The sequence below is a fragment of the Azorhizobium oxalatiphilum genome, from assembly GCF_014635325.1.
Lineage (GTDB): Bacteria > Pseudomonadota > Alphaproteobacteria > Rhizobiales > Xanthobacteraceae > Azorhizobium > Azorhizobium oxalatiphilum.
In genome coordinates this window covers 578,325-599,383 of the sequence record NZ_BMCT01000001.1, presented here as the reverse complement: position 1 = coordinate 599,383, position 21,059 = coordinate 578,325, and the positions used below count along the sequence as shown (strand labels likewise).

General features: G+C 66.3%; 19 protein-coding genes and 1 tRNA gene. 13 read left to right on the top strand and 7 right to left on the bottom strand.

Features of this window, described 5'->3' with window-relative positions:
* Window positions 1–34 precede the first annotated feature (34 nt).
* The 9 genes from IEW24_RS02740 to IEW24_RS02700 all read left to right on the top strand — a co-directional run bounded on the left by IEW24_RS02740 (window position 35) and on the right by IEW24_RS02700 (window position 9,178).
* Window positions 35–1,564 (top strand): ABC transporter substrate-binding protein, encoded by a 1,530-nt coding sequence (locus tag IEW24_RS02740; RefSeq protein WP_188575184.1) that lies wholly within the window; start codon window positions 35–37, stop codon window positions 1,562–1,564.
* Between the two features lie 200 nt (window positions 1,565–1,764).
* Complete coding sequence (locus tag IEW24_RS02735) at window positions 1,765–2,682, top strand: ABC transporter permease (protein ID WP_188575181.1); 918 nt, start codon at window positions 1,765–1,767, stop codon at window positions 2,680–2,682.
* Window positions 2,679–3,596 carry an ABC transporter permease gene (locus IEW24_RS02730; protein WP_188575179.1) on the top strand — a complete coding sequence of 306 codons (918 nt, stop codon included), beginning with the start codon at window positions 2,679–2,681 and terminating at the stop codon, window positions 3,594–3,596. The genes IEW24_RS02735 and IEW24_RS02730 overlap by 4 nt, the downstream gene beginning before the upstream one ends.
* A gap of 3 nt (window positions 3,597–3,599) precedes the next feature.
* Window positions 3,600–4,580: an ABC transporter ATP-binding protein gene (locus IEW24_RS02725; RefSeq protein WP_188575177.1), complete on the top strand. Its 981-nt coding sequence runs from the start codon at window positions 3,600–3,602 to the stop codon at window positions 4,578–4,580.
* The gene (locus IEW24_RS02720) at window positions 4,577–5,572 is read left to right on the top strand and encodes an oligopeptide/dipeptide ABC transporter ATP-binding protein (protein ID WP_188575175.1); all 996 of its coding nucleotides are present in this window, start codon (window positions 4,577–4,579) and stop codon (window positions 5,570–5,572) included. The genes IEW24_RS02725 and IEW24_RS02720 overlap by 4 nt, the downstream gene beginning before the upstream one ends.
* A 34-nt stretch (window positions 5,573–5,606) precedes the next feature.
* A complete protein-coding gene (locus tag IEW24_RS02715) occupies window positions 5,607–7,016 on the top strand; it encodes a M20 family metallopeptidase (RefSeq protein WP_188575173.1) in 1,410 nt (469 codons plus the stop codon).
* On the top strand, window positions 7,013–8,191 hold the full coding sequence (locus tag IEW24_RS02710; protein WP_188575171.1) for a M20 family metallopeptidase: 1,179 nt from the start codon (window positions 7,013–7,015) through the stop codon (window positions 8,189–8,191). The genes IEW24_RS02715 and IEW24_RS02710 overlap by 4 nt, the downstream gene beginning before the upstream one ends.
* A 125-nt stretch (window positions 8,192–8,316) precedes the next feature.
* A complete protein-coding gene (locus tag IEW24_RS02705) occupies window positions 8,317–8,931 on the top strand; it encodes a YitT family protein (RefSeq protein WP_188575169.1) in 615 nt (204 codons plus the stop codon).
* 160 nt (window positions 8,932–9,091) lie between these two features.
* Window positions 9,092–9,178, top strand: a tRNA-Leu gene (locus IEW24_RS02700).
* 230 nt (window positions 9,179–9,408) lie between these two features.
* Here IEW24_RS02700 and IEW24_RS02695 read toward each other — a convergent pair.
* From IEW24_RS02695 to IEW24_RS02670, 6 genes are all read right to left on the bottom strand, one after another.
* Complete coding sequence (locus IEW24_RS02695; protein WP_188575166.1) at window positions 9,409–10,548, bottom strand: acyltransferase family protein; 1,140 nt, start codon at window positions 10,546–10,548, stop codon at window positions 9,409–9,411.
* A gap of 106 nt (window positions 10,549–10,654) precedes the next feature.
* Complete coding sequence (locus tag IEW24_RS02690) at window positions 10,655–11,338, bottom strand: hypothetical protein (RefSeq protein WP_188575165.1); 684 nt, start codon at window positions 11,336–11,338, stop codon at window positions 10,655–10,657.
* Window positions 11,339–11,411: 73 nt separating this feature from the next.
* Window positions 11,412–12,185 carry an enoyl-CoA hydratase gene (locus IEW24_RS02685; RefSeq protein WP_188575163.1) on the bottom strand — a complete coding sequence of 258 codons (774 nt, stop codon included), beginning with the start codon at window positions 12,183–12,185 and terminating at the stop codon, window positions 11,412–11,414.
* A gap of 155 nt (window positions 12,186–12,340) precedes the next feature.
* Window positions 12,341–13,363 carry a lysophospholipid acyltransferase family protein gene (locus IEW24_RS02680; RefSeq protein WP_188575161.1) on the bottom strand — a complete coding sequence of 341 codons (1,023 nt, stop codon included), beginning with the start codon at window positions 13,361–13,363 and terminating at the stop codon, window positions 12,341–12,343.
* Window positions 13,363–14,244 carry a bifunctional DNA-formamidopyrimidine glycosylase/DNA-(apurinic or apyrimidinic site) lyase gene (gene mutM, locus IEW24_RS02675; protein WP_188575159.1) on the bottom strand — a complete coding sequence of 294 codons (882 nt, stop codon included), beginning with the start codon at window positions 14,242–14,244 and terminating at the stop codon, window positions 13,363–13,365. Before mutM ends, IEW24_RS02680 begins: the two co-directional genes overlap by 1 nt.
* A gap of 128 nt (window positions 14,245–14,372) precedes the next feature.
* Window positions 14,373–15,578 carry a DNA recombination protein RmuC gene (locus IEW24_RS02670; RefSeq protein WP_188575157.1) on the bottom strand — a complete coding sequence of 402 codons (1,206 nt, stop codon included), beginning with the start codon at window positions 15,576–15,578 and terminating at the stop codon, window positions 14,373–14,375.
* Between the two features lie 80 nt (window positions 15,579–15,658).
* On the opposite strand from IEW24_RS02670, the gene IEW24_RS02665 reads away from it, so the two are divergent.
* From IEW24_RS02665 to truA, 3 genes are read left to right on the top strand one after another with little or no spacing between them, the layout of a single operon-like run.
* Window positions 15,659–16,177: a peptide deformylase gene (locus tag IEW24_RS02665; RefSeq protein WP_188575155.1), complete on the top strand. Its 519-nt coding sequence runs from the start codon at window positions 15,659–15,661 to the stop codon at window positions 16,175–16,177.
* 37 nt (window positions 16,178–16,214) lie between these two features.
* Window positions 16,215–17,138 carry a methionyl-tRNA formyltransferase gene (gene fmt / locus IEW24_RS02660; RefSeq protein WP_188575153.1) on the top strand — a complete coding sequence of 308 codons (924 nt, stop codon included), beginning with the start codon at window positions 16,215–16,217 and terminating at the stop codon, window positions 17,136–17,138.
* Window positions 17,139–17,168: 30 nt separating this feature from the next.
* Window positions 17,169–17,909 carry a tRNA pseudouridine(38-40) synthase TruA gene (gene truA, locus IEW24_RS02655; RefSeq protein ID WP_188575152.1) on the top strand — a complete coding sequence of 247 codons (741 nt, stop codon included), beginning with the start codon at window positions 17,169–17,171 and terminating at the stop codon, window positions 17,907–17,909.
* 16 nt (window positions 17,910–17,925) lie between these two features.
* Here truA and IEW24_RS02650 read toward each other — a convergent pair whose 3' ends face one another.
* Window positions 17,926–18,279, bottom strand: a complete 354-nt coding sequence (locus IEW24_RS02650) for a hypothetical protein (RefSeq protein WP_188575150.1) — start codon at window positions 18,277–18,279, stop codon at window positions 17,926–17,928.
* Between the two features lie 658 nt (window positions 18,280–18,937).
* On the opposite strand from IEW24_RS02650, the gene IEW24_RS02645 reads away from it, so the two are divergent.
* Window positions 18,938–21,007, top strand: coding sequence for a methyl-accepting chemotaxis protein (locus IEW24_RS02645; RefSeq protein ID WP_188575149.1), 2,070 nt, complete (start codon window positions 18,938–18,940; stop codon window positions 21,005–21,007).
* Window positions 21,008–21,059 lie beyond the last annotated feature (52 nt).

Here is a 21,059-nt window from a genome sequence, read left to right as displayed (position 1 = left end):
TCATCAGAAACAAAACCTTTTCCAGAGAGAGACCATGGCGCATTTCAAGTCCCATCTCTCGCGTGTCCTGGCGGCCCTCGCCCTTGCGGCGGCCCCGGCTTCGGCGTTTGCCGGCAAGGCAAACGACACGCTGACCTATGCTTCTGACGTGGAGCCGGAGAATGTCGGCCCCTACCACAACAATGTGCGCGAGGGCGTCATCATCGCCCGGCACGTCTTCGACAACCTGATCTTCCACGACCTGAAGACGGGCAAATACGAGCCCCAGCTCGCCACGGAGTGGACCTGGACCGATCCGCAAACGCTGGATCTGACCATCCGCAAGGGCGTCACCTTCCATAATGGTGATCCGCTCACCGCCGACGACGTGGTGTTCACCCTGAACTGGGCGGTGAAGCCGGAGTCCAAGGTCGTCACCAAGCAGAACGTGGCCTGGATCAAGAGCGCCGAGAAGATCGGCGACGACAAGGTGCGCATCCACCTCGTCGGCCCCTTCCCGGCGGCCATCGAATATCTGTCCGGCCCGGTGGTGATCTATCCCAAGGCTTATTTCGAGAAGGTGGGCCTCGATGGCTTCGCCAAGGCGCCCATCGGCTCCGGCCCCTACAAAGTGACCTCCGTGGTGCCCGGCAAGGGCGTCAAGATGGAGAAGAACACCAATTACTGGAAGGGTAGCCCGCTTGGCACGCCCTCCCTGGGCAAGCTGGAATTCCGCCTCATCCCCGATCCGGAGACGCAGGTGGCCGAGCTGATGACCGGCGGCGTGGACTGGATCTGGCGCGTGCCGGCGGATCAGGCCAAGCAGCTTGAGAGCGTGCCCAACCTCTCCGTGCTCGCGGCCGAGACCATGCGCGTCGGCTTCCTCCAGCTCGATGCCCAGGGCCGCGCGCCCGGTTCCGCGCCGCTGAAGGACGTGCGCGTGCGGCAGGCCATCGCCCATGCCATCGACCGCAAGGCCATGGTGGACAATCTGGTGCGGGGCGGTGCGCGCCTGATGAATTCGGCCTGCTTCATCGACCAGTTCGGCTGCACCGACAAGGGCGTGCCGCGCTATGACTATGATCCCGCCAAGGCCAAGAAACTGCTGGCCGAGGCTGGCTATCCCGACGGCTTCGCCATCGAGTTCTATGCCTATCGCGAGCGCGAATATGCGGAAGCCGTGGTCGGGTATCTGCGGGCCATCGGCATCAAGGCGAACCTCAATTACATGAAGTACGCCGCCCTGCGCGAACTGGCCCGCGCGGGCAAGGTTCCGATCTTCTACCAGACCTGGGCCTCGTTTTCGGTGGCCGATGCGTCCGCTTTCACCGGCGCCTGGTTCAAGGGCGATGAGGACGACCTCACCCGCGATCCGAAGCTGACGCAGTTGCTGAAGACCGCCGATACCACGGTTGAGACCGACGCCCGCCTCAAGACTTATGAGGAAGCGCTCAAGCTGGTCGGCGAGAACGCCTATGTGGTGCCGCTGTTCTCCTATTCCACCAATTACGCCTTCACGAACGAGCTCAGCTTCTCGGCCCAGCCCGACGAACTGCCGCGCTTCTTCCAGGCGAAGTGGAAGTAAGCGACAGCCAGTGACCGCGGGCCACCTGCCCGCCTGAGCAAAGCAATGCAGGGGGCCGTGCGCCCCCTGCCCGTCCGCACCGGACGTCATTCGAAGGCGCATGCCCACTGGCTGCCTTCCCTGCTCATGCCGCGTCGAGCTACGGCTCACGCTGAAGCCAGCATCGCCGCGCGATCACGCCGGCAACGTGGAACATCAGGATGCTCGCCTTCACTTTGCGACGCCTCGTCGTCGCGCTGTCCGTGGCTCTCACGGTCTCGCTCATAGCCTTCGTGCTGCTGCACCTCTCCGGCGATCTCGCCACCTCCATCGCGGGGCCGGAAGCCTCGCCCGCGCAGGTGGCGCAGGTGCGCCAGGAATACGGGCTCGATCGCCCGCTCACAGTTCAGTATCTGGACTGGCTCTGGCGCGCCGTGCATCTGGATTTCGGCAACTCCTTCTATTTCCGCACCACGGTGGCCTCCATCATCGCCGAGCGCATGCCAGTGACCATGACTCTGGGCGCCATCTCGCTGATGATCTCGCTCGTCATCGCCGTGCCGCTGGGCATCATCGCCGCCGTGTTCAAGGGCACTCTGATCGACCGCCTCGCGCTTACCTTCTGCGTGCTCGGGCAGGCCATCCCCACCTTCTGCCTCGGCCTCGGCCTCATCATCGTCTTCGCGGTGAACCTGCGCTGGCTGCCGGTGTCCGGCACCGCCGGTTGGATGAACTACATCCTGCCATCCGTGGCGCTCGGCTGGTACGCGGTGCCCGCCGTGATGCGCCTGTCGCGCAACGGCATGCTGGAAGTGCTGTCCGCCGACTACATCCGCACCGCCCGCGCCAAGGGCCTCTCGCCCGCCGTGGTGGTGCTGAAGCACGCTTTGCGCAACGCCATCATCCCGGTGGTGGCGCTCGCCGCCGTACAGTTCGGCTTCATGCTCGGCGGCTCCATCGTGGTGGAGGCGGTGTTCTCCATGCACGGGGTTGGCCATCTGGCGTGGGAAGCCATCGCCCGCAACGATTTCCCGGTGGTGCAGGCGGTCGTGCTCATTCTCGCCGCCATCTACATCACCCTCACCTTCGTGGCCGACGTGATCAACGCTCTGCTCGATCCCCGGATGCGCGTGGCATGACCGACATCGCCCCTTCCGCCGCCGATGCCGCGGCCCTCGACACGCCCCCGCCCCGCCGCTCCCCCGGCCTGGCCCTGCTACGCCGGAGCCTGCGCCATGGCGGCCTGCTGGTGGGCGGCGGCATCCTGTTCATCATCGTCGCGATGGCCCTGGCGGCCCCGCTGATCGCCCCGCACGATCCCTATGCGCAGGATCTCTCCCGCCGCATGATCCCGCCGGTCTGGCAGGTCAAGGGCAACTGGGACTACATCCTCGGCACCGACAAGCTCGGCCGCGACTATCTGAGCCGCCTGCTCTATGGCGCGCGCATCTCGCTGCTCATCGGAACGGTCACGGTGCTGATCTCCGGCACCATCGGCACGCTCATGGGCGTGTGCGCCGGCTATTTCGGCGGCAAGGTGGATGCGGTGCTGAGCTACATCGTCACCACCCGCCTCGCCCTGCCCGTGGTGCTGGTGGCGCTCGCCTCGGCGGCGCTGGTGGGCTCGTCCTTGCACGGCGTCATCATCGTGCTCGGCCTGCTGCTGTGGGACCGTTTCGCGGTGGTCACGCGCTCGGCCACCCAGCAGGTGGCTGGCGGCGACTATATCGCCGCGGCAAAGGCCATCGGCTGCTCCACACCGCGCCTGATCCTGTCGGAAATCCTGCCCAACATCCTCAACCCGCTGATCGTGGTGGCGACGCTGGAAATGGCCCACGCCATCCTGCTGGAAGCGGCCCTGTCCTTCCTCGGCCTCGGCGTGCAGCCGCCGCTGCCGTCCTGGGGCCTGATGATCGCCGAGGGCAAGCAGTACATGTTCTTTTCGCCCTGGGTCATCGCAATCCCGGCCGTCGCGCTGGTCTTCCTCGTGCTCGCCATCAACCTGCTCGGTGACGGCCTGCGCGACGTGACCGCCCCCGAGAACAGGAACTGAGCCATGGCCCTGCTCGAGGTTCAGAACCTAGTCATCGACATTCCCACCGATGCCGGCGTGCTGCATGCGGTGAGCGGCATCTCCTTCTCGCTGGAACGCGGTGAGACACTGGCCATCGTGGGCGAGAGCGGCTCGGGCAAGTCGCTCACCTCGCTGGCGCTGATGGACCTGCTGCCCCGCCGCGCCCAACGCAAGGCGGACCGCATCGCCTTCGACGGCACCGATCTCCAGTCGATCTCCGCGAGTGGCATGCGCAAACTGCGCGGCAACCGCATGGCGATGATCTTTCAGGAGCCGATGACCTCGCTCAATCCCTCCTACACCATCGGCAACCAACTGATGGAGGCGCTGACCTGCCATCGCAGGGTGCCGGCGAAGGAGGCGCGGGACCGGGCCATCCATCTGCTTGAGAAGGTGGGCATCACCGCCGCCGACAAGCGCATGGGCCAGTATCCGCACCAGCTCTCCGGCGGCCTGCGCCAGCGCGTGATGATCGCCATGGCCCTGATGTGCGGGCCCGATCTCATCATCGCGGACGAGCCCACAACGGCTCTCGACGTGACCATTCAGGCGCAGATCCTGCACCTCATCGCCGACCTCCAGAAGGAGTTCGGCATGGCGGTGATCCTCATCACCCACGATCTCGGTGTGGTGGCCCGCGTGGCCGACAAGGTGGGCGTCATGTATGCCGGCCGCCTCGTGGAAACCGGCAGCGCGCGGGACGTCTTCAAGGATCCGCGCCATCCCTATACGCGCGGCCTGCTGGAGTGCATCCCGGTGCCCGGTCGCACCCAGCCCGGCATGCCGCTCGGCGCCATCCGGGGACAGGTGCCGAACCTCATCGGCAAGCTGGAAGGCTGCGCCTTCCGCAACCGCTGCGATTTCGCTGCCGGCGAATGCGCCGGCACTATTCCGCTGGCCGCCCCCACACCCGCCCATGACGTGCGCTGCGTGCGCCTGCCCGCTCTGGAAGCCACCGCATGAGCTCCAAGGACGACACCATCCTCGAACTGCGCGACGTCACGCGCACCTTCCGCATCTCGCAAGGGATGTTCCGCCAGAAGGCGACACTCACTGCGGTCGCGGGCGTCTCGCTCAAAGTGAAGCGTGGCGAGGTCTATGCGTTGGTGGGTGAAAGCGGCTCGGGCAAGTCCACACTGGCCAAGATGCTGCTCGGCCTGTTGCCGCCCTCCTCCGGCGAAATCCTTATCGACGGCACGCCCATTGCCGCCACCGACCGCATCGCAGTGGCCCGGCGCATCCAGCCCATCTTTCAGGACCCCTACTCCTCGCTGAACCCGCGCAAGTCCATCTCCCAGCTCATCGCCTTGCCCCTCGTGGTGCATGGCATCGGCACCAGCGCCGAGCGCCAGAAGAAGGTGGCGGAGATGCTGGACGTGGTGGGCCTGCCCCGCCGCCTGCTGGACGCCTCGCCGAGCCAGCTCTCCGGCGGCCAGCGCCAGCGCGTGGCCATCGCCCGCGCGCTGGTCATGAAGCCGGAAGTGGTGATCTGCGATGAGCCCACCTCGGCGCTGGACGTCTCGGTGCAGGCGCAGATCCTCAACCTGCTGCTGGAGCTGAAGAAGGAACTGGGCCTCACCTATTTCTTCATCAGCCACAATCTGGCGGTGGTGGAGCATCTCGCCGACCGGGTGGCGGTGATGTATCTCGGCCGCTTCGTGGAAGAACGCACCCGCGCCGGCCTGTTCGCCCAGCCACGCCATCCCTATACGCGCGCCTTGCTGGAGTCCGTGCTGACGCCCGATCCCGATCTCGGCGTGCCCGACACCCATCTCGGCGCCACCTTCCCCAATCCGCTCACGCCGGTGGCCGGTTGCGCCTTCCATCCCCGCTGCCCGAGCGCGCTGGAAATCTGCCGCGTGGCGCCCCCGCCCGTGGCGCAGCAGCCGGACGGTTGGGCCACCTGCCATCTGGCGCAGGCCGCCTCCAGCCCGGCGCCGCAGCCGGCCCACTGATTTCAATCCTCCCGACACAAGGTCCAGACGTCCCATGAGCCGCCAAGATGCCGTCGCCCGCGCGGCGGACTATTTCGACCGAGGCGCCTTCCGCGCCGATCTCGCCCGTCGTGTCGCCATGCCCACCGAGAGCCAGACCGGCGAGCGCATGGAAGCCCTCCACGCCTATCTCACGGACGAGATGATCCCCTGCGTGGAAAAGCTCGGCTTCACCTGCCGCGTGGTGGAGAATCCGGCCACCGGCTACGGCCCTTTCCTCATTGCCGAGCGGCATGAGGCGGATGGCCTGCCCACCGTGCTCACCTATGGTCATGGCGACGTGATCTTCGGACAGGAGGGCCAGTGGCGCGAGGGTCTTGCCCCGTGGACCATCGTGGAGGAAGGCGACCGCTGGTATGGGCGCGGCACCGCCGACAACAAGGGCCAGCACACCATCAACATCGCCGCGCTGGAGCAGGTTCTGGCTGCGCGTGGCGGCAGGCTCGGCTTCAATTGCAAGCTGCTGATCGAGATGGGCGAGGAAGCCGGTTCGCCCGGCCTGCACGCCGTGGCCGAACAGGAGCGTGAGGCGCTGAGCGCCGACGTGCTGATCGGCTCGGACGGGCCGCGCCTGTCCTCCGAACGCCCCACCGTGTTCCTCGGCTCGCGCGGCGCGTTCAATTTCGAGCTGGAGGTGAACCTGCGCGAGGGCGGACACCATTCCGGCAACTGGGGCGGCGTGCTGGCCAATGCCGGCACCCTGCTCGCTCATGCCATCGCCACCCTCGTGGATGCCAAGGGCCAGATCCTCGTTCCCGGCCTGAAGCCGACGGAGATCCCCGCCCCCGTGCGCGCGGCGCTGGCCGATGTGGAGCTGGAGCAGAGCCCCTCGGCGCCCGCCATCGACCCGGAGTGGGGCGAACCCGGCCTTTCCCCGGCCGAGAAGGTCTATGGCTGGAACACGCTGGAAGTTCTGGCTTTCAAGACCGGCGCCCCGGAGGCACCGGCAAACGCGGTACCGCCCAATGCCAAGGCCACGCTGCAATTGCGTTTCGTGGTCGGTACCGATCCGGCGACCATCATCCCGCTGGTTGAGGCTCACCTTGCAACGAAGGGGTTCGGCCAGATCACCGTGAAGGCCTCACGCATGGCCACCTTTCAGGCCACCCGTGTCGATCCCACCGACCCCTGGGTGGACTTCGCCCTCGCCTCCATCCGGCAGACCACCGGCAAGGCGCCGGCCCTGCTGCCGAATCTCGGCGGCTCGCTGCCCAACGACGTGTTCGCGCTCATTCTCGGCATGCCCACCATCTGGGTCCCGCATTCGTATCCAGCCTGCTCCCAGCACGCGCCAAACGAGCATCTTCTGGCGTCAGTCGCCCGGGAGGCGCTACAGCTCATGGCTGGGCTGTTCTACGACCTTGGCGAAGATGGCTCCCGAATCGTAAAGGCGCGCGCCGCATGAGTTCCCTCCCCATTCCCACCGGCATCGACGCCGCATTGGCCCAAAAGGTCATCGCCTGGCTCAGCCCCCGTTTCGATGAGATGGAGGCCCTGCTGAAGCGCCTCGTGGACATCGATTCCGGCAGCTATGACAAGGCGGGCGTGGATGCGGTGGGAGCGGTGATCACCGACCTGCTGGCTGCCGACGGCATCGCCGTCACCCGCCTCCCGAATGCGGATTTCGGCGACGTGCTGCGCGCCGAGGTACCCGGCACGGTCGGCGGCCCCTATGCGCTGTTGCTCGGCCACCGGGACACGGTGTTCACCAAGGGCACGGTGGCCAAGCGCCCCTATTCCCGCGAAGGGGACACCGCCTTCGGCCCCGGCGTGTGCGACATGAAGGCGGGGCTCGTCTCCAACATCTTCACCCTGCGCGCCATCAAGGCCGTGGGCGGGCTCTCCTTCCCGGTGGTGGCGCTGTTCACCGGCGATGAGGAGATCGGCTCCGGCACCGGCCGTCCGCACATTGAGGAAGCCGCGAAGGGCGCAAGGGCGGTGCTCAACACCGAGCCCGGCCGCGTGAGCGGCAATGTGGTGACGGCCCGCAAGGGCGGCGCCTCCTTCCGCATCAGCGTCACCGGCAAGGCCGCCCATTCGGGCGTGAACCATGCGGAAGGCGCCAGCGCCATCGAAGCGCTCGCCCGCAAGATCGTGAAGCTGCATGCCCTCACCGATTACGCGGCCGGCATCACCACCAACGTGGGCGTCATCAAGGGCGGCAACACCCACAACACCGTGGCCCCGTGGGCGGAAGCCGAACTGGACCTGCGCTTCGTGACGCTGGAGCAGCACGCGACGCTGGAAGCACAGATCGCCGCCATCGTCGCAGCAGAAGACGTTCCGGGCACGGCGGCGACGCTTGCCACCAAGGCGGTGTTCCTGCCGCTGGAAGCCGAGCATTCGGCGGAACTGTTCCCGCTCTATCAGGCGGCAGCGGCCAGCGTCGGTTTCGCGGTCGGAGGCGAGTTCACCGGCGGCTGCGCCGATTCGGGCTTCACCGCCTCGCTGGGCGTGCCCACGCTCTGCGGCCTCGGCCCCATCGGCGGCAAGGCGCATACGGACGAGGAATTCTGCCGCCTCGACAGCTTCGTCCCGCGCACGCAGGCGCTCGCCGCCACCATCTGCGCCATCGCCTGACAGGAAGAGGCGCCGCGACCCGGCGTCGCTTCCCACTGGCCCGCGCCCGATCTAGAGACAGACAGGGGCTGCATCGCCCCTGAAGGACGGGCACGGCGCCCCTCCGCACTGCGAGGCATCGCCCCATGATGAACAGCCGCCCGGAACAGCACCGGCTCTATGAGGACGTTCTCGCCCTCATCACCGGCACGCTGTTCGTCTCCCTCGGCATGCTCATCTATGCGAAGGCCGTGCTGCTGGTGGGCAGCCTCGCGGGCCTGTCGCTTCTGCTCAGCTATGCCAGCGGCTATGGCTTCGGCCTCATCTTCTTCCTCGTAAACATCCCCTTCTATGTGCTGGCGGTGAAGCGCATGGGCTGGCCGTTCACGCTGCGCACCATCACGGCGGTGGCCATGGTGTCGCTGCTCGCGCGCCTCACGCCGGAGTGGCTGGAGATTTCCAGCATCCATCCCCTGTACGCCACGGTGATCGGCGGCGGCCTCGTGGGCATCGGCCTGCTGGTGCTGTTCCGCCATCGCACCAGCCTCGGCGGCGTCAACATCCTCGCGCTCTATCTGCAGGAGCGCTGGAACATCCGCGCCGGCTATTTCCAGCTGGCGGTGGATTTCGTGATCATGTGCGCCGCCTATTTCGTGATCCCCTTCGACCGCCTGCTGCTCTCGGTGCTGGGCATCGCCATCGTCAATCTAATCATCGCCATCAATCACAAGCCCGGCCGCTACGCCGGCTGGAGCTGGTGACGGAGAAAAGCCTTGCAATGGCAGCACTTTCGCAAGTCGCTCATCCGGCTATTTATCCACAGGCTCATCTTTCCCCAGCCCACATGAAGAAGGGCCGTTGACAAGGCGGGATGCCCCCCCTTAGAAGGGCCTTCTCCTGACGGCCTCGCGGCCTTCCGGGGCCCAGGTGGCGGAATTGGTAGACGCGCTGGCTTCAGGTGCCAGTGGCTTAACGGTCGTGGAGGTTCGAGTCCTCTCCTGGGCACCACCCAAATCCTGACAATCCAAATGGATCAGGATTTGTTGGTGCCAAATGCTTCACCGAGCCAAGGTGAGGCGCCTGACCTTCGGGTCATTCCTTTCCCATCTTCCTTGCCAGTTCAGGCATACGGTGCCGACGCTCCGCTTTCAGCGTTGAGAGTTCGGCCCTGTTCATTCTTTTCCAGCTGAGCTCGCTCATCCGCTCGCGTTTCGTAACGCGGGCAGAGAGGAAGTCCGCTATCCGCCTTGCGCAGGACGCGGCGTGAGCCGGGCACTCCGCAGCCGCAGCAGAACCGCGTCGCGGATCTGGAGGAATGGCCGTTCGATCGCAGCATATGTCACCGCCGACGCAGCAAAGGTGCAGGCCAGCGCGATGATGGCGGCTGCCATGGACCCCACAGCCGCAGCCAGAGCCGGGAACATCAGCATGACCACATAGGCGTGCGTCAGATAGATCGAATAGGACAAGCGGCTCGTGGTCGTGACCGACTGCTTGATGACGGATGGGTTCCGATCCCAGCGGACGTGCGCGATCAGCAATACAAAGACCGCCGACACGACGTTGATTGCCGTCCAGTGGAACGGCAGATACCAGCGTCCCCAATGGACCATTCCCGATGCGGGCCAGAACGCGGGGAAGGTCATCGCAGCGGCGAGCGCGGTCAGAATGATCATGACGATGGCGACGGCCGTCATGCCGGCGGGAATGAACTGCCTGATTGCGGCGGGCGAGACGGCATTGGACCTGACGATGCAGGCGGCCAGCACACCATAGGCTGCGCAGTCGAGGCGCATGAGCGGGTGGATGTGGAAGGTCGGGTCGCTCGGGGCGTAACCATAGGCCAACAGGCGCGCAGCGGAACAGGCGACGATGACGGCGACCGCAGTGATCGCGGTCACGACTGCCGCACTCCGCCTCCGGAACAGGACGGACGCCACGTAGACCAGCACCGGAAACCCCAGATAGAACCATTCCTCCATGGCCAGCGACCAGGCCACCCCCAGGACGGGCTGGCGATTGGCCGAGGCGTCGAAGTTCTGGAGGAAGAAGAACTCGCGCACATCCCAGCGGGACGTGGACACGCTGACGGCCACCAGCATGAAGTAATATAGCGGCAGCGTCCGCATCCACCGCCTGAACCAGAACGTGGCCAGGGCCGGAGGGCTGGGCTTCGCGGCGAAGTCGATGATCTGCTGACCGATCAGGAAGCCGCTCAGCGAGAAGAACAGTTCGACGCCAACGGCCCCGTAATAATCCAGAATAGTCCGCTGCAGCGGCGTAATGCCCTCGAAGCGCGGCACGATGTGAGAGACCAGAACCAACGTGATTGCGACAGCGCGGGCGACGTCGAGGCCCAAATTACGCTCTTGCGACATCCCCACCTCTGAGCACGCGACGTCGGAAACCCGCTCCCCTCACGATGCGACCGTCCCTAGCGCCGAGAGTTGACGCACGACTGGGTCGGTCGGTGAATGGAACGGGTCAGTCCTTACCATCGAATGACGCGCGAATGGCGCTGATCATGCGGGCCAGCCGGTCCATTTCGGTACGGTCGGGCGCATAGACGCCATCGCCCTCGGGCTCCTCCGTCTCGAAATCCGCATAGGCAGAGCCGTTGCGGCCGAGATCCATCGCCAGCGTGCAGCCATAGGGAAAGGGAGAGCGGTCGCGATAGCGCCAGCACCCCACCCAATAGGGCCGTCCGTCCACATCAGCCGACAGACGCCCGCGCACCGGCCCCGTATAGGACTCACCGTCTTCCGGCTCGCCCGGCCCGGTGTTGGGCCCCCACAAGCGCGGATCGCCACGGGCAATGCCGAGCACGCCGTAATAATTGCCGGGCTGAAGTTCGAAAACCACGGACAGGCGCTCAGGATCATAGCCCCGGTCGAAGCCGATCAGAACGCCCGTGCGCCGGGACACGGACAGCGAACAGGTGCCCCACTGGTCGCTCTCTGGCGGCGGGCTGCTGCACAACACCGCATCCACATCCGGCACGCGCAGCACGCGGCCCTGCTGCTGGGGATAGGCAACCGAAGCCGTGCCGGTTGCCTGCCATTCGGCCAGCGGACGGCCATAGACCGCCTCGGCCGCCACAGCAGGCCCAGCGCACAGGAGCAGACCAAGGAGGGCCGCCATCACACCCGGAAGCAGGTTCAGGGGCATGCTTCGGCCTTTCCGTTCGGCACGCCTGCCGCCCGTCCTGCGCAGGCAAGACGGGCGGCAGGAGAGACGGCGCTCAGCCCGCGCCAAAATTCGGCTTCCGCTTCTCCACGAAGGCCGCCATGCCTTCCTTCTGGTCCGCGAGGGCGAACTGGGACTGGAATACCCGGCGCTCGAAGCGGATGCCCTCGGCCAGCGTGGTCTCGTAGGAACGGTTGACGCTTTCCTTGGTCATCATGCCCACCGCCAGCGACATGCCCGCGATCACGCCCGCCACCTTGAGCGCCTCGTCCAGCAGTTCGGCAGCCGGAATGATGCGCGACACCAGCCCGACCCGCTCGGCCTCCGCGGCGTCCATGAAGCGACCGGTCAGGCACATCTCCATGGCCTTCGACTTGCCCACCAGGCGGGTGAGGCGCTGGGTGCCGCCGGCACCGGGCATCACGCCCAGCTTGATTTCCGGCTGGCCGAACTTCGCCGTGTCGGCGGCGAGGATGAAGTCGCACATCATCGCCAGTTCGCAGCCGCCGCCGAGCGCGAAGCCCGACACCGCCGCCACCACCGGCTTGCGCACCCGCGAGAGGCGCTCCCACGAGGTGATAAAGTCATCCACATAGGTGCCGGGATAGGTGAAGTCCTGCATCTCCTTGATGTCGGCCCCGGCGGCGAAGGCCTTCTCCGAGCCGGTCAGCACGATGCAGCCGATGCCCTTGTCGGCCTCGAAAATGTCCAGCGCCGCATTCAGCTCGGTGATGATCTGGCGGTTCAACGCGTTGAGCGCCTGCGGGCGGTTGAGCCGGATGAGGCCCACCTTGCCATGCGTCTCCACCAAGATCGTCTCGTAAGCCATGCGCGCCTCCATAAGCCGTCGGGCCGGATGATGGGAGCGGGCGGAACTGCCGGCCCTTGGAGCCGCCCTGCCGAGCGTGACGCCCGGCTTGCCGTCAGATGTAAAGGGGGATTGCGACGGAGGAAATGTGCCCTGTTGCCAAACCCATCGACCGCTCAGTCGAACTTGTTGTCGAGGAAGTACCATTGTCCGCAATTCTTACGAACGATGGGCTCGATGATCCTATTGAGCGCACTCACGTCGTCCTGCAGCGGCGCCTCGGGATCGGCGTGCGAAGGCAGGACCACCGGATCGGAACAGGTGACGTGGAAGCGTGCGCCCTTAAGCCGCGTGCAGTGGCCGACGAAGATCTTCGCGCCCGTCATGCGGGCAAAGCGCACGGCGATGGCGAGATTGCCGTCCACATGGGCCGGGCGGCCAAAGAAGGGCGCCATGACCGTGCCGTGGTGCACCTCGTCGCAAAACATGGAGATGGTGCCGCCCTCGGACAAAGTGCGCACAGTGGGACGCACGCCGGGGGCTCCCGGAGGCAGCATGGACACCCCGAAGCGCGCGCGGACGGCATTGGCGATCACATGCTGGGCCGGACCGCGCGGCGGCGTGTAGACCGCCGACCAGCGGATGCCCCGCGACGCCATGAGTGCTGCCACCGCCTCCCAGTTGCCGGTGTGGCAGGAGACGATCACCAGCGGTCCCTCCGCATGGGCCTTCAGCAACGCCTCTTCATTCTCCACCGTGATACGGCCTGCCGGCACCAGCCGGTGCAGGATGGAGAATTCGGCCATCACCCGACCGGCATTCTCGAAATGGCTCAAGACCCGGCGCTCGATCTCCGCATCGTCCAGCGACGGGTCGAGCCGGCGCAGGTTGGCCCGCGCCCGCTCTGCATTCTCCCGATACTGGAAACGCCCCGCCATACGCCCCAGTGCGGCGCCGATGGCCGAGCACAGGTCGATGGGCATGAAGCGGAAGGCATAATGGGCGGCGAAATCTCCCAGATCCTTCAGCCCCGCCCCGCGCCAGTAGCGCAGGAAGGCGGCGCGCCTGTCACCGCCCGCGCGCAGGTCCGCCCAGCCCGGCACGGGTGGCGGGTTCCAGACGTAGGGCTTGCGGGTCTTGCGCTGGGGCGCGGCGTCGTCCCCGACGACCGGGGGCGCGCCCGAAACCTCGTCGCCCATCACCGCTGACAGGTCGCGCAGAAGAAGGTGGACCGCCCGCTCTGCACGATCCGCTGCACATGCCCCTTGCAGTGGCGTGTGGGGCACGGCTCGCCTTCGCGGTCGTAGACCTTGAAATTGTGCTGGAAATAACCGAGCTCGCCATTCACCTGTCGGTGGTCGCGCAGGCTGGAGCCACCCGCGAGGATGGCCTCGCGCAGCACGTCGCGGATGGCCGTCACCAGCTTCTCGGTGCGCGAATTGGGGCCACCCGCCGTGGTCGCCAGCGTCGAGGCGATGCGGCGCGGCGACAGATGCGCCCGGTGCAGGGCCTCGCACACATAGATGTTGCCGAGCCCGGCCACGATCTTCTGGTCCAGCAGGGCCGCCTTCAGATTGGTGCGGCGGCCGGCCAGCGCCTGCGCCAGATAGTCCGCATGGAAGGTGTTGCCCAGCGGCTCCGGCCCGAGGCTGCGCAGCAGCGGATGGCTGTCCAGCTGATCGTAGGGCACCAGCAGCATGGCGCCGAAGCGGCGCGGATCGTTGAAGGTGATGGTGGCGCCGCCGGCCAGATGGAACACCACATGGTCATGGGCACCCGGCGCGCCGCGTGGATGGTAGAAGCCAGCGGGACGCCCCTTCACCTTGGCGCCCTCGATGCGGATCGAGCCCGACATGCCGAGATGGACGATGAGCACCTCGCCGCCATCAAGATCCGCCAGCAGATACTTGGCACGGCGGCCCACGGCCTCCACCCGGCGACCGGTCAGCCGCTCGGCGAAGCTGTCCGGCAGCGGCCAGCGCAGGTCCGGCCGGCGCGCCTCGGCGCTCTCGATCACCGCGCCCTGCAGAACGGGCAGCAGTCCCCGGCGGACGGTCTCCACCTCTGGGAGTTCAGGCATTTTTTCTCGGCACCTCCCGTCCCCGCGCAAACACACGGGTAACGCTACGAATCATATCTCAGACTTCAAGCTATCGGCGCGGTGCGACAGCGCAAGGACAAAGCCATAAGGCTGGACCTCCCTGCCCCTCATTCCGCCGCCCCGGACAGGGATAGGCCCGACCTTCTGCCCCCACCGCCCTCGGGGGGCGGCCCGTCCGGTGGTGGTGCCGGCTCGAATTCGAGCTGCTCCAGCCGCATCCCGCGCTTAGCGATCTTGTCGGCGGAGATCATCACCTTCGCCACGTCGTCGCCCACCTGCCCGAAATGGCGCGACAATTCCCCCACCCGCTCGCGCAGGCGGCTTGCATCCTGAACCAGCAGCCCCACCTCGCGACGGATGGCGTCCGCCTGCTCGCGCATGCGGGCATCCTTGGCGATGGCCTGCACCAGTTGGATGGCCAGCATGAGCAGCGAGGGCGACACCAGAACCACCCGTTCCCGGAAGGCGCGCTGGATGATCTCGTCGAAATGCTCGTGCAGCTCCGCATGCACGGATTCGGACGGCACGAAGATGATGGCGATGTCCTGTGTCTCGCCAGGCACCAGATAGCGCTCCGCCACATCGCGCACATGCTTCATCATGTCCTGCGCCAGCCGCGAGCCGGCCGCCTTGCGCGCTTCCGGCGTCTGCGCCTCGCGGAAGGCGGTGACGGCCTCCAGCGGGAATTTGGCATCCACCAGCAAAGGCCGGGGATCGCCGGGCAGGAAGATGGCGCAGTCCGGCCGCCGGCCGTTGGAGAGCGTGTACTGGAAGGCGAAACTGTCCTTGGGCAGGCCGTCAGCGACGATGGCCTCCATGCGCGCCTGCCCGAACGCACCGCGCGCCTGCTTGTTGGCCAAGGTCTCGCGCAGTGAGAACACCTGCGAGGACAGGTCCGACAGGCTCTTCTCCGCCTTCTCCACCATGACGAGACGCTCGGCCAGCGTGGTCAGGCTCTCATGGGTGGCGCGGGCGGCGGTGTTGAAGCTCTCGCCCAGCCGGTAGGAGGTGGAATCCAGTCGCTCGGCCACCGCACGGGCCAGCTCGCTCTGGCGCTGGGAAATCACTTCGGTCATGGCCTGCACCCGCCCGGCGGTCTCGGACTGGAAGCGGGCCAGATCGCGCAGACGCACCTCCAGCGTATCGGCTCGTGCCGCCTGCTCGTCCGCCTGCCGGGCCGCGTCATCGGCGCGCAGGCCGGCGCCACGCCACAGTGCTAGCAGCAGGCCCAGCACCAGCAGCGCGAAAAGGGCCGCTAGCGCCTCGCCAAGGGTGACGGCATGGCTGCCGAGAAAGAAGAGCGCATCGGTCATGGGCCCTTGTAACGCAGCTTCCTTACCGAACAAATAGCGAACATGTTGACCCCGGCTTTACCATCGCCTATCTGGCGGAAATGGCCATCCGTCCCATCCTCATCATCCCCGAGCCGCAGTTGCGGCAGATCTCCCAACCGATCACCAAGATCGACAAGGAGGTCGAGCGGCTGGCCGCCGATATGCTGGAAACCATGTACGATGCACCCGGCATCGGGCTGGCCGCCATTCAGGTGGGGGTGAAGAAGCGTATCGTGACCATCGATGTGGCCCGCGAGGATGCACCCAAGTCCCCGATCGTGCTCATCAATCCGGAGATCGTCTCGGTCTCCGAAGAGCTGTCGGTCTATAATGAGGGTTGCCTGTCCATTCCCGAATATTACGAGGAAGTGGAGCGCCCCGCTCAGGTCCGGGTCCGCTATCAGGACATCAAGGGCCAGACGCACGAGATCGACGCCGACGGTTTGCTCGCCACCTGCGTGCAGCATGAGATCGACCATCTGAACGGCGTGCTGTTCATCGATCATCTCTCCCGCCTGAAGCGCGAGCGCGTCATCAAGAAATTCACCAAGGCCGCGCGCCGGGAGGCGGAGGGCTAAAGGCCCGCCGACCTCTCCACATCCCGAGTTTCGCGCCATGCGCATCGTTTTCATGGGCACGCCCGATTTCTCCGTGCCCACCCTCACCGAGATCGTCTCGCGCGGGCACGAAGTGGTCGCGGTCTATACCCGCGCCCCTGCCCCCTCGGGCCGGCGCGGCCTCGACCTGACGCCCTCTCCTGTGCAGGTGGTGGCCGAGCGCTTCGGCATCCCTGTCTTCACGCCGAAGACGCTGAAGGGCGAGGAAGCGGCCGAGCAGTTCCGTTCGCTGAATGCCGAATTGGCCGTCGTGGTGGCCTATGGGCTGATCCTGCCCACCTCCATCCTCGGGGCGCCGGAACTGGGCTGCCTGAACCTGCACGCCTCCCTGCTGCCGCGCTGGCGTGGCGCCGCGCCCATCCAGCGCGCCATCATGGCGGGCGACAAGGAAACCGGCATCGCCGTCATGAAGATGGAAGCCGGGCTCGACACCGGCCCGGTGAGCCTGCTGGAGCGGGTCTCCATCGGCCCGGACATGACCGCCGGCGAGCTGCATGACCGCCTGAGCATGATCGGTGCCGACCTCATGGGCCGGGCGCTGGCCGCGCTGGAGCGGGGCGGGCTCGACTTCACGCCGCAGACCGACGATGGCCTCGTCTACGCCTCCAAGATCGAGAAGAGCGAGGCACGCATCGACTGGTCGCAGCCCGCCGCCAAGGTGCACGACACCATTCGCGGCCTCTCGCCCTTCCCCGGCGCCTGGTTCCCGCTGGGTGCGGACGAGGCGCGCGTAAAGGTGCTGCGCTCCACGCTGGCGGACGGCTCGGGCGCGCCGGGCGAGGCGCTGGACGATGGGCTGACCATCGCCTGCGGCACCGGCGCGGTGCGACTGGTTGAGCTTCAGAAGGCCGGCAAGCAGCCCATGGGCGCGGCCACCTTCCTGAACGGCAATGACGTGCCCAAGGGAACGCAGCTGGCTTGACGGCACACGCCGTCCTGCCATTGCTCAGCCATGCCCCGTTACAAGCTCACCATCGAATATGACGGCACGCCATTCGCCGGCTGGCAGATTCAGGCCAATCTGCCCACCGTGCAGGGCGTGCTGGCGGCTGCTGTCGCGGGCTTTTCCGGCGAAACCGCCCATGTGTCGGGCGCCGGCCGCACGGATGCGGGCGTGCACGCCACCGGACAGGTGGCCCATATCCAGCTGACGCGCGACTGGCGGCCCGATCAGGTCCGCGATGCCATGACCGCCCACCTGCGGCCCCATCCCGTGGCGGTGGTGGCGGTGGAGAAGGTGGCGGATGATTTCGATGCCCGCTTCTCGGCCACCAAACGCCATTACGTCTATCGCATCATCAACCGCCGCCCCGATCTGTCGCTGGAACGCGACCGGGCATGGCGGGTGCCGCAGAAGCTGGATGCGGCGGCCATGCACGAAGGCGCCCAGCGCCTGCTGGGCAAGCACGACTTCACCACCTTCCGCGCCGCCGAATGCCAGGCAGCCTCGCCGGACAAGACCCTCGACCAGCTGGATGTTTCCCGCCTGGGGGACGAGATCCGGGTCGAGACTTCCGCCCGCTCCTTCCTGCACCATCAGGTGCGCTCCATGGTGGGCTCGCTGATCCGCGTCGGCGAAGGACGCTGGTCGCCGGATGATCTGGCCGATGCCCTCGCCGCCGCCGATCGCCGCCGCTGCGGCCCCATGGCTCCGGCGTGCGGCCTGTATCTGGCGGCCGTCAGCTACGGCTGAGCCCTCTGCGCGTGCCTCACCGGCTGTCGCCGGACCATGTCCTGATCCGGTCGATGCCTCTCTCAAGCAAGCCCTTGGTGGGCACTATGCCGTCCGCCTGCAGCCGGACGAGACAGCCCTGCATCACCTTGGCCATCGCCTCCTCGGTTTCGGCGGAAACGCCCTTTGGAACGAGGTTGGGTGAGGCATTCTCGGGCCAGTCCACCTCGGCACAGCTCAGGAAGCTCCAGAGATAGTGGGGATCGCAACCGCGCGCTTCGAGCGTCTTGAGGGCGGCCGGATGGACATCCTCCATGATCTTCTGAACCGAGGAGAAGTTTGCGATCGGCGCCCTGTCCCGCCGACGCCATTCGGTGATCCGGTACGCCATAATGCCGTTCTGGCATATGGCCGCGAGTGTATCGGCCGGCCGGATCGTTACTGCCTCGAATGTGAGCGGCGCAGCCGATGCCGGCACTGGCAGGGCCACGAGCGCCAGAAGACCCGCTCTCCTCCCCTGCCCGCACCGGCGCAAAGGGGCGGAAAGCAGCCCGCGCCCAATGTGGTGGAGGGAATGACGGTGGCGATATGGGTTCAGTATCAAGCAGTGATCCTTGGAGCCGGCATTCCTTGCCTCGGAGACAGCCCAAAGAAGCAGCTTACCCGCCCTTTTCCGTGAGAACGAGGCGAGGGGCAAAGAGTCCTCGCGCGCACCGTTGCCACATACGCACACTGCCAATCGTGCGGTCTTCCCTCGCTGAGCGATGGATTTACGGCTGAAGCTTGCGCCGCGCTGACCACCAGCATCTGAGACAGGGCCCGTCCGGGTTTTCGCTCGGAGCCCGCCAACATCGTAGAACCCGCATGTTTGCACACGCAGCGTCCTTCGGGGGTTTCTTTTTACCTCCAAAAACAACAGTATAAGCCGCCTTGATCGGCGTCGATTAAATTTGATGATTGGACAATATTACTTCCCAATTCATACCCTTAACGTTCCGAAATAAATACAAAAATTCCGTTCCAGATCTCGCAAAGGGGATTTTACCCATATGGTGAGCGCAACACGAGCGGACGCCCCCAGAGCCTCCGCCCCCCGTTTCAACCCGCTCAAGAACCTGTCTGTTGTCGCGCGCATCTCGACTGGTTTCGGCTTCCTCATTCTGCTTATTCTCGGGGTCGGCATCTATTCCTTCCTGACCCTCTCCCACCTCAGCGATGATCTGGCGAAAATCCGCCAAACCATTGACCGCACCGCCGCCGCCTCCGATCTTGAGCGCCAGCTGACCCAGATCTGGCCGGCCGTGGACGCCGCCATGCTCGCCGGGCAGACCGATGCCCTCGACGCCGCCCTGAAGAATGGTGAGCAATATATCCGCGCCAGCGGCCAGGAGCAGGCGAGCCGCATCTTCGCCCGCTACGCCAGCGGCATGCGCGAGGCGACCACCAAGACCACCGCCGCCTTACAGAACCTCAAGGCGCTCAGCGCGCTCGACCCCACATTCGACAAGGCCTTCGCGGACCTGATCGACCGCCGCAAGCTGCTGTTCGATGCCGATGGCACCGCCGCCATCGCCGGCATCCAGGCGCGGGTGAACGCCACCCGCCTCACCCTGACCCGCTTCGTCGCCGAGACCGGGCCGGGCCTTGCCGCCACGGACCTCAAGCAGGTGCAGGCCACCGCCGACACGCTGAAGAAGGACTGGAGCTGGGTTTCCACCCAGTTCGACGATCTCGCCAAGGCCTCCACCGATCCGGCCGACCGCGCGCCCTATGAAGAGGCCAAGAAGACTGCAACAGCCTATATCAAGGAGCTGGACAGCCTGCTGCCCACCCTGCTCTCCCGGGCGCAGATCCGCCGCGAGACCGTGGACGTGGCCCGCAACGAGTTGGCCGGCTTCGTGCGCGACGTGAACGACCAGCAGGCCACCGTCCAGCGCACCACGGTGGATGCCGCCTTCAATCTCGGCACCTCCACCAAGTCCGCCATCCTCACGGTCTCCATCGCCGCCGTGGTGGTGGGCCTGCTGGTGGCGCTGCTGGTGAGCTGGTCCATCACCGGCCCGCTGCACAAGCTGGCCGGCGTGGTGCAGCAGGTGGCCGAGGGCAACACCACCGTCGATATCCCCGGCCGCGACGAGAAGAGCGAGATCGGCCTGCTGGCCCGCGCGCTGGAGGTGTTCAAGGCCAACCTCGTGGCCGTGCGCGCCATGGAGCAGGAGAATGCCGAGCGCACACGGCGCGAGGAGATGGAGCGCCAGCAGCTCTCCAACTCGCTGGCCGCCGCCTTCAAGGACAGTGTGTCCTCCATCGTCACGGACGTGATGCAGGACGTGGAGCGGGTCGGCAAGCACTCCCAGAGCCTGCTGCAGATCTCTGATTCCACGAAGGAAAGTGCTCGCGATGCCCGCACCGCCGTGGAGGCGACCAGCGGCGGCATCGCGGAGGTGGCCTCCACCTCCACCCAGTTCGCGGCCTCCATCCGCGAGATCGCCGAGCGGGTGGACATCTCCGTGCGGCTCATCCTCGACGCGGTGGATCGCGCCAAGGCCACCGACGCGGTGATCGGGGAACTGGCGGTTTCTGCTGCCAGGATCAACGACATCACCCGTATCATCCAGCAGATCGCCGAGCAGACCAATCTGCTGGCGCTCAACGCCACCATCGAGGCCGCCCGTGCCGGCGATGCCGGGCGTGGCTTCTCGGTGGTCGCCACCGAGGTCAAATCGCTGGCCCAGCAGACCGCCACCGCCACCGAGCAGATCGGCGCCCAGATCGGCGCCATCGAGCAGGCGGCCAATGGCGCTGCCGACTTCATCCGCCAGATCTCCGATCAGGTGGAGACCATCAAGGGCCATGTGACCGGCATCTCGGCCAGCGTGGAAGAGCAGAGCTCGTCCACCACCATCGTGGCCCAGCACGCCCAGAAGACCTCGGAGAGCGCGGACCTTGCCCGCACACGGCTCGACACCGTGTTCAACGAGGCGGAAGCAACGCTGGATGCCGCCCGCTCCAGCCGCTCGGCTGCCGACACGCTGAAGACCCAGACCGTCAAGCTGCAAGGGGTTGCGAGCGACTTCGTCACCCAGCTCGAAACGCTCTGGACCCGCAAGCCGGCCTGACCGTCCTTCCCAGAAACAAGAACGGCCCGGATCGCGAGATCCGGGCCGTTTT

Excerpts from the sequence above, each read along its gene's own strand:
- IEW24_RS02740 (WP_188575184.1), top strand. The coding sequence starts at position 35 with ATGGCGCATTTCAAGTCCCATCTCTCGCGTGTCCTGGCGGCCCTCGCC.
- IEW24_RS02735 (WP_188575181.1), top strand. The coding sequence starts at position 1,765 with ATGCTCGCCTTCACTTTGCGACGCCTCGTCGTCGCGCTGTCCGTGGCT.
- IEW24_RS02730 (WP_188575179.1), top strand. The coding sequence starts at position 2,679 with ATGACCGACATCGCCCCTTCCGCCGCCGATGCCGCGGCCCTCGACACG.
- IEW24_RS02725 (WP_188575177.1), top strand. The coding sequence starts at position 3,600 with ATGGCCCTGCTCGAGGTTCAGAACCTAGTCATCGACATTCCCACCGAT.
- IEW24_RS02720 (WP_188575175.1), top strand. The coding sequence starts at position 4,577 with ATGAGCTCCAAGGACGACACCATCCTCGAACTGCGCGACGTCACGCGC.
- IEW24_RS02715 (WP_188575173.1), top strand. The coding sequence starts at position 5,607 with ATGAGCCGCCAAGATGCCGTCGCCCGCGCGGCGGACTATTTCGACCGA.
- IEW24_RS02710 (WP_188575171.1), top strand. The coding sequence starts at position 7,013 with ATGAGTTCCCTCCCCATTCCCACCGGCATCGACGCCGCATTGGCCCAA.
- IEW24_RS02705 (WP_188575169.1), top strand. The coding sequence starts at position 8,317 with ATGATGAACAGCCGCCCGGAACAGCACCGGCTCTATGAGGACGTTCTC.
- IEW24_RS02695 (WP_188575166.1), bottom strand. The coding sequence starts at position 10,548 with ATGTCGCAAGAGCGTAATTTGGGCCTCGACGTCGCCCGCGCTGTCGCA.
- IEW24_RS02690 (WP_188575165.1), bottom strand. The coding sequence starts at position 11,338 with ATGCCCCTGAACCTGCTTCCGGGTGTGATGGCGGCCCTCCTTGGTCTG.
- IEW24_RS02685 (WP_188575163.1), bottom strand. The coding sequence starts at position 12,185 with ATGGCTTACGAGACGATCTTGGTGGAGACGCATGGCAAGGTGGGCCTC.
- IEW24_RS02680 (WP_188575161.1), bottom strand. The coding sequence starts at position 13,363 with ATGGGCGACGAGGTTTCGGGCGCGCCCCCGGTCGTCGGGGACGACGCC.
- mutM (WP_188575159.1), bottom strand. The coding sequence starts at position 14,244 with ATGCCTGAACTCCCAGAGGTGGAGACCGTCCGCCGGGGACTGCTGCCC.
- IEW24_RS02670 (WP_188575157.1), bottom strand. The coding sequence starts at position 15,578 with ATGACCGATGCGCTCTTCTTTCTCGGCAGCCATGCCGTCACCCTTGGC.
- IEW24_RS02665 (WP_188575155.1), top strand. The coding sequence starts at position 15,659 with ATGGCCATCCGTCCCATCCTCATCATCCCCGAGCCGCAGTTGCGGCAG.
- fmt (WP_188575153.1), top strand. The coding sequence starts at position 16,215 with ATGCGCATCGTTTTCATGGGCACGCCCGATTTCTCCGTGCCCACCCTC.
- truA (WP_188575152.1), top strand. The coding sequence starts at position 17,169 with ATGCCCCGTTACAAGCTCACCATCGAATATGACGGCACGCCATTCGCC.
- IEW24_RS02650 (WP_188575150.1), bottom strand. The coding sequence starts at position 18,279 with ATGGCGTACCGGATCACCGAATGGCGTCGGCGGGACAGGGCGCCGATC.
- IEW24_RS02645 (WP_188575149.1), top strand. The coding sequence starts at position 18,938 with ATGGTGAGCGCAACACGAGCGGACGCCCCCAGAGCCTCCGCCCCCCGT.